Source organism: Streptomyces sp. B1866, assembly GCF_031932565.1.
GTDB lineage: Bacteria > Actinomycetota > Actinomycetes > Streptomycetales > Streptomycetaceae > Streptomyces.
This window is the reverse complement of sequence record NZ_JAVSCF010000392.1, coordinates 1-3,767: the sequence shown is the minus strand read 5'-3', so window position 1 is coordinate 3,767 and position 3,767 is coordinate 1. Positions and strand designations below refer to the sequence as shown.

The window sequence follows — 3,767 nt, the reverse complement described above, 5'->3', positions numbered from 1 at the left end:
GCCGCACGCGGGAGGCGGCACGGCGGGCGCGCGGCGCGGGCCGGGGCCGGAACGCCGCGGACCGGGGCGGAACACCGCGCACCGGTGCGGCGCGGGCCGTCCGGGGCGGGCCGTCCGGGCGGCCAGTAGACTCTGCCCGCGTGACTGCGAAACCGCCCATCCCGAACGTCCTGGCCGACCGCTACGCCTCCCCGGAGCTGGCCCGCCTGTGGTCCCCGGAGTACAAGGTGACGCTGGAGCGCCGCCTGTGGCTGGCCGTGCTGCGCGCGCAGAAGGACCTCGGGGTGGACGTGCCGGAGGACGCCCTCGCCGACTACGAGCGCGTCCTGGGCGACGTGGACCTCGCCTCGATCGCCGCGCGCGAGCGGGTCACGCGGCACGACGTGAAGGCCCGTATCGAGGAGTTCAACGCGCTCGCCGGCCACGAGCACATCCACAAGGGCATGACCTCCCGCGACCTGACGGAGAACGTGGAGCAGTGCCAGGTCCGGCTGTCCCTGGAGCACGTACGCGCCCGCACGGTGGCCGCCCTGGCCCGGCTCGGGGCCCTGGCCGCGGAGCACGCCGAGCTGGTCGTGGCGGGCCGGTCGCACAACGTCGCGGCCCAGGCCACCACGCTCGGCAAGCGCTTCGCGACCGCCGCCGACGAACTGCTGGCGGCCTTCGGGCGGGTCGAGGACCTGCTGGCCCGGTACCCGCTGCGCGGCGTGAAGGGCCCGGTGGGCACCGCGCAGGACATGCTCGACCTGCTCGGCGGCGGGCCGGAGGGCGCCGGGCGGCTGGCCGAGCTGGAGCGGCGGGTCGCGCGGCACCTGGGCTTCGCGCACACCCTCACCTCGGTCGGCCAGGTCTACCCGCGCTCGCTGGACTACGAGGTGGTCACCGCGCTGGTGCAGGTGGCCGCCGCCCCGTCCTCGCTGGCGAAGACGGTCCGGCTCATGGCCGGGCACGAGCTGGTCACCGAGGGCTTCAAACCGGGCCAGGTCGGCTCGTCCGCGATGCCGCACAAGATGAACACCCGGTCCTGCGAGCGGGTGAACGGCCTGGCGGTGGTGCTGCGCGGCTACGCGTCGATGGCCAGCGAGTTGGCCGGCGACCAGTGGAACGAGGGCGACGTGTCCTGCTCGGTGGTGCGCCGGGTGGCGCTGCCGGACGCGTTCTTCGCCCTGGACGGGCTGCTGGAGACGTTCCTGACCGTGCTGGCCGAGTTCGGCGCCTTCCCCGCCGTCGTCGCCCGCGAGCTGGACCGCTACCTGCCCTTCCTGGCGACGACGAAGGTGCTGATGGCCGCCGTACGGGCCGGGGTGGGCCGGGAGGCGGCGCACGAGGTCATCAAGGAGCACGCGGTGGCCTCCGCGCTGGCCCTGCGCGAGCGGGGCGCCGAGCGCAACGAGCTGCTGGACCGGCTCGCGGCCGACGAGCGGATCCCGCTGGACCGCGCGGCGCTGGACGCGCTGATGGCCGACCGGCTGTCGTTCACCGGCGCGGCGGCCGGGCAGGTCGCCGCGGTGGTGGCGCGGATCGAGGAGGTCGTCAAGCGGTACCCGGACGCGGCCGCCTACCGGCCCGGCGCGATCCTGTGACGGCTCCCGCCGCGCGGCCCGTCGGCGGCCGCCCGGCCCGGCGGACCCGGGTCCCGGCGCCCGCCGACCTGGAGGCGGCCCGCGGCCGGCTGGTGCCCGACGTGGTCGCCGAAGACCTGCGGGTGCTGTTCTGCGGCATCAACCCGGGGCTGATGACCGCCGCCACCGGCCACCACTTCGGCCGGCCGGGGAACCGCTTCTGGCCCGCCCTGCACGCCTCCGGCTTCACCCCGCGCCTGCTGCGGCCCGCCGAGCAGGCGGAGTTGCTCGCGTACGGGCTGGGCATCACCAACGTGGTGCCGCGCGCCACCGCGCGGGCGGACGAGCTGACCGACGAGGAGTACCGGGAGGGCGGCCGGATCCTGCGCGAGAAGGTCGCGCGGCTGCGCCCGCGCTGGCTCGCCGTGGCCGGGGTGACCGCCTACCGCGTCGCCTTCGGCGACCGGCGCGCGGCCGTCGGCCCGCAGCCGCGCACCCTCGGGGAGACCCGGATCTGGGTCCTGCCCAACCCGAGCGGGCTGAACGCGCACTGGACGCTGCCGGCGATGGCGGAGGAGTTCGGGCGGCTGCGCGCCGCCGCGGACGCCTGAACCCGCCGGGACGGGTCGCGGCGCGGGGCCGCCGGGGGCGGGCGCAAGGCAGGGCGCGAGGGGCCGTCTCGCGGCGGCCGGACCCAGCGGATAGCATCGGCGCGCCCGCCGGAGGCGGCCTGCGGCCCGCCTTCAGGCGGCTAGGCCCTGTCGTCACAGTAGCGTCGTCCGCCCGGACGGCGGGCCCCGCGGCGTCTGGTGCGAGGCGGCACCTCCCGGCGGTAGCCGGGCGGGGGCACCTCCCGGCGGTAGCCGGGGGCGCCAGGCGTCGCCGGACAGGCGGGACGTCGATGGCAGGGCCTGGGGAAGGGTGTCCTGGGGAGGCGGCGTGGCACGGCTCACGGGCGGGGATCCGTCCCTGCTGCGGCGGATCAACTCGGCCGTGGTCCTGCAGGCGTTACGCGCGGCGACCGGTGACGGCCCGCGGGAACCCCGGGCCGCCGGCAGCCCGGAGGCGTCCGCCGCGCCCGGCAGCGCCACCCTCACCGACCTGGCCCGGGCCACCGGCCTGTCGCGGCCGACCGTGGAGGGCGTGGTCGAGGGGCTGGCCGCGGCCGGCCTGGTGGCGGAGGCACCCGCAGAGGACGGCGGCGCGCGCCGGCAGGGGCGGCCCGCACGCCGCTTCCGGTTCCGGGCCGAGGCCGGGCACCTGCTCGGCGTGGAGATCGGCGCGCACCGCGTCGCGGCGCTGCTCGCGCGGCTCGACGGCCGTACGGTCGGCTCCGCCGAGCGGGCGGTGCCGGAGCGGGCCCCGGCCGACGAGCGCCTGGAACACGTCCGGGCGGCCGTGGCCGGCCTGCTGCGGGAGGCGGGGGTGGCGCACGGCTCGCTGCGCGCGGTGGGAGTGGGCAGCCCGGGGATCGTGACGGCCGACGGCACGGTCCGGCTGGCCACCGCCCTGCCGGGCTGGACGGGCCTGCGGCTCGGGGAGCGGCTGCGCCGGTGCTTCCGCTGCCCGGTGCTGGTGGAGAACGACGCGAACGCCGCCGCCGTGGCCGAGCACTGGAAGGGGGCGGCGGCCGGGTCCGGCGACGTGGTGCTGGTGCTGGCCGGGCTGAGCCCCGGGGCCGGGTCGCTGATCGGCGGGCGGCTGCACCGGGGCTTCGGCGGGGCCGCCGGGGAGATCGGGGCCCTGCACCTGCTGGGCCGTCAGGCCGCCCCCGAGCAGGTGCTCTCCACGACCGGGGAGCCGCTGCGGCCGCTGGACGAGACGCAGGTGGCGGAGGTGTTCGCGCGGGCGCGCGCCGGGGACGCGCAGGCGCGGGCGGCGGTGGACCGGTTCACGGCCCGGCTGGTGCACGACGTGGCGGCGCTGGTGCTCGCTCTGGACCCGGAGGTGGTCGTGGTGGGCGGCCGCGCCGCGGGGGCCGAGGGCGTGCTGGGCCGGCTGCGCGAGGAGCTGGCCCGCTACTGCCTGCGCCCGCCGCGGGTCGCCGCGTCGCTGCTGGGCCCGGCGGCGGTGGCGACGGGCGCGCTGCGGCTGGCTCTGGACCACGTCGAGGAGGAGCTGTTCGCCGTGCGCGGCACGGTCACGGCGCGCGGCTGACGGCCTGCCGCCGCGGCGGGGGGCCCGCCGCCTGGCCGCTCGCCGCCG

Annotated in this window: 3 protein-coding genes; all 3 read left to right on the top strand. The window is 78.4% G+C overall.

The annotated features are described in order from the left end of the window. The first annotated feature begins 140 nt into the window (after positions 1 to 140). Entirely contained in the window at positions 141 to 1,583 is a 1,443-nt protein-coding gene (gene purB, locus RKE29_RS28525) for an adenylosuccinate lyase (protein ID WP_312008583.1), read from the top strand. 68 nt (positions 1,584 to 1,651) lie between these two features. After that, positions 1,652 to 2,173 carry a G/U mismatch-specific DNA glycosylase gene (mug, locus tag RKE29_RS28520; RefSeq protein WP_312008584.1) on the top strand — a complete coding sequence of 174 codons (522 nt, stop codon included), beginning with the start codon at positions 1,652 to 1,654 and terminating at the stop codon, positions 2,171 to 2,173. A 328-nt stretch (positions 2,174 to 2,501) separates the two neighbouring features. Further along, positions 2,502 to 3,719: an ROK family protein gene (locus tag RKE29_RS28515; RefSeq protein ID WP_312008582.1), complete on the top strand. Its 1,218-nt coding sequence runs from the start codon at positions 2,502 to 2,504 to the stop codon at positions 3,717 to 3,719. The last annotated feature ends 48 nt before the right edge of the window (positions 3,720 to 3,767 follow it).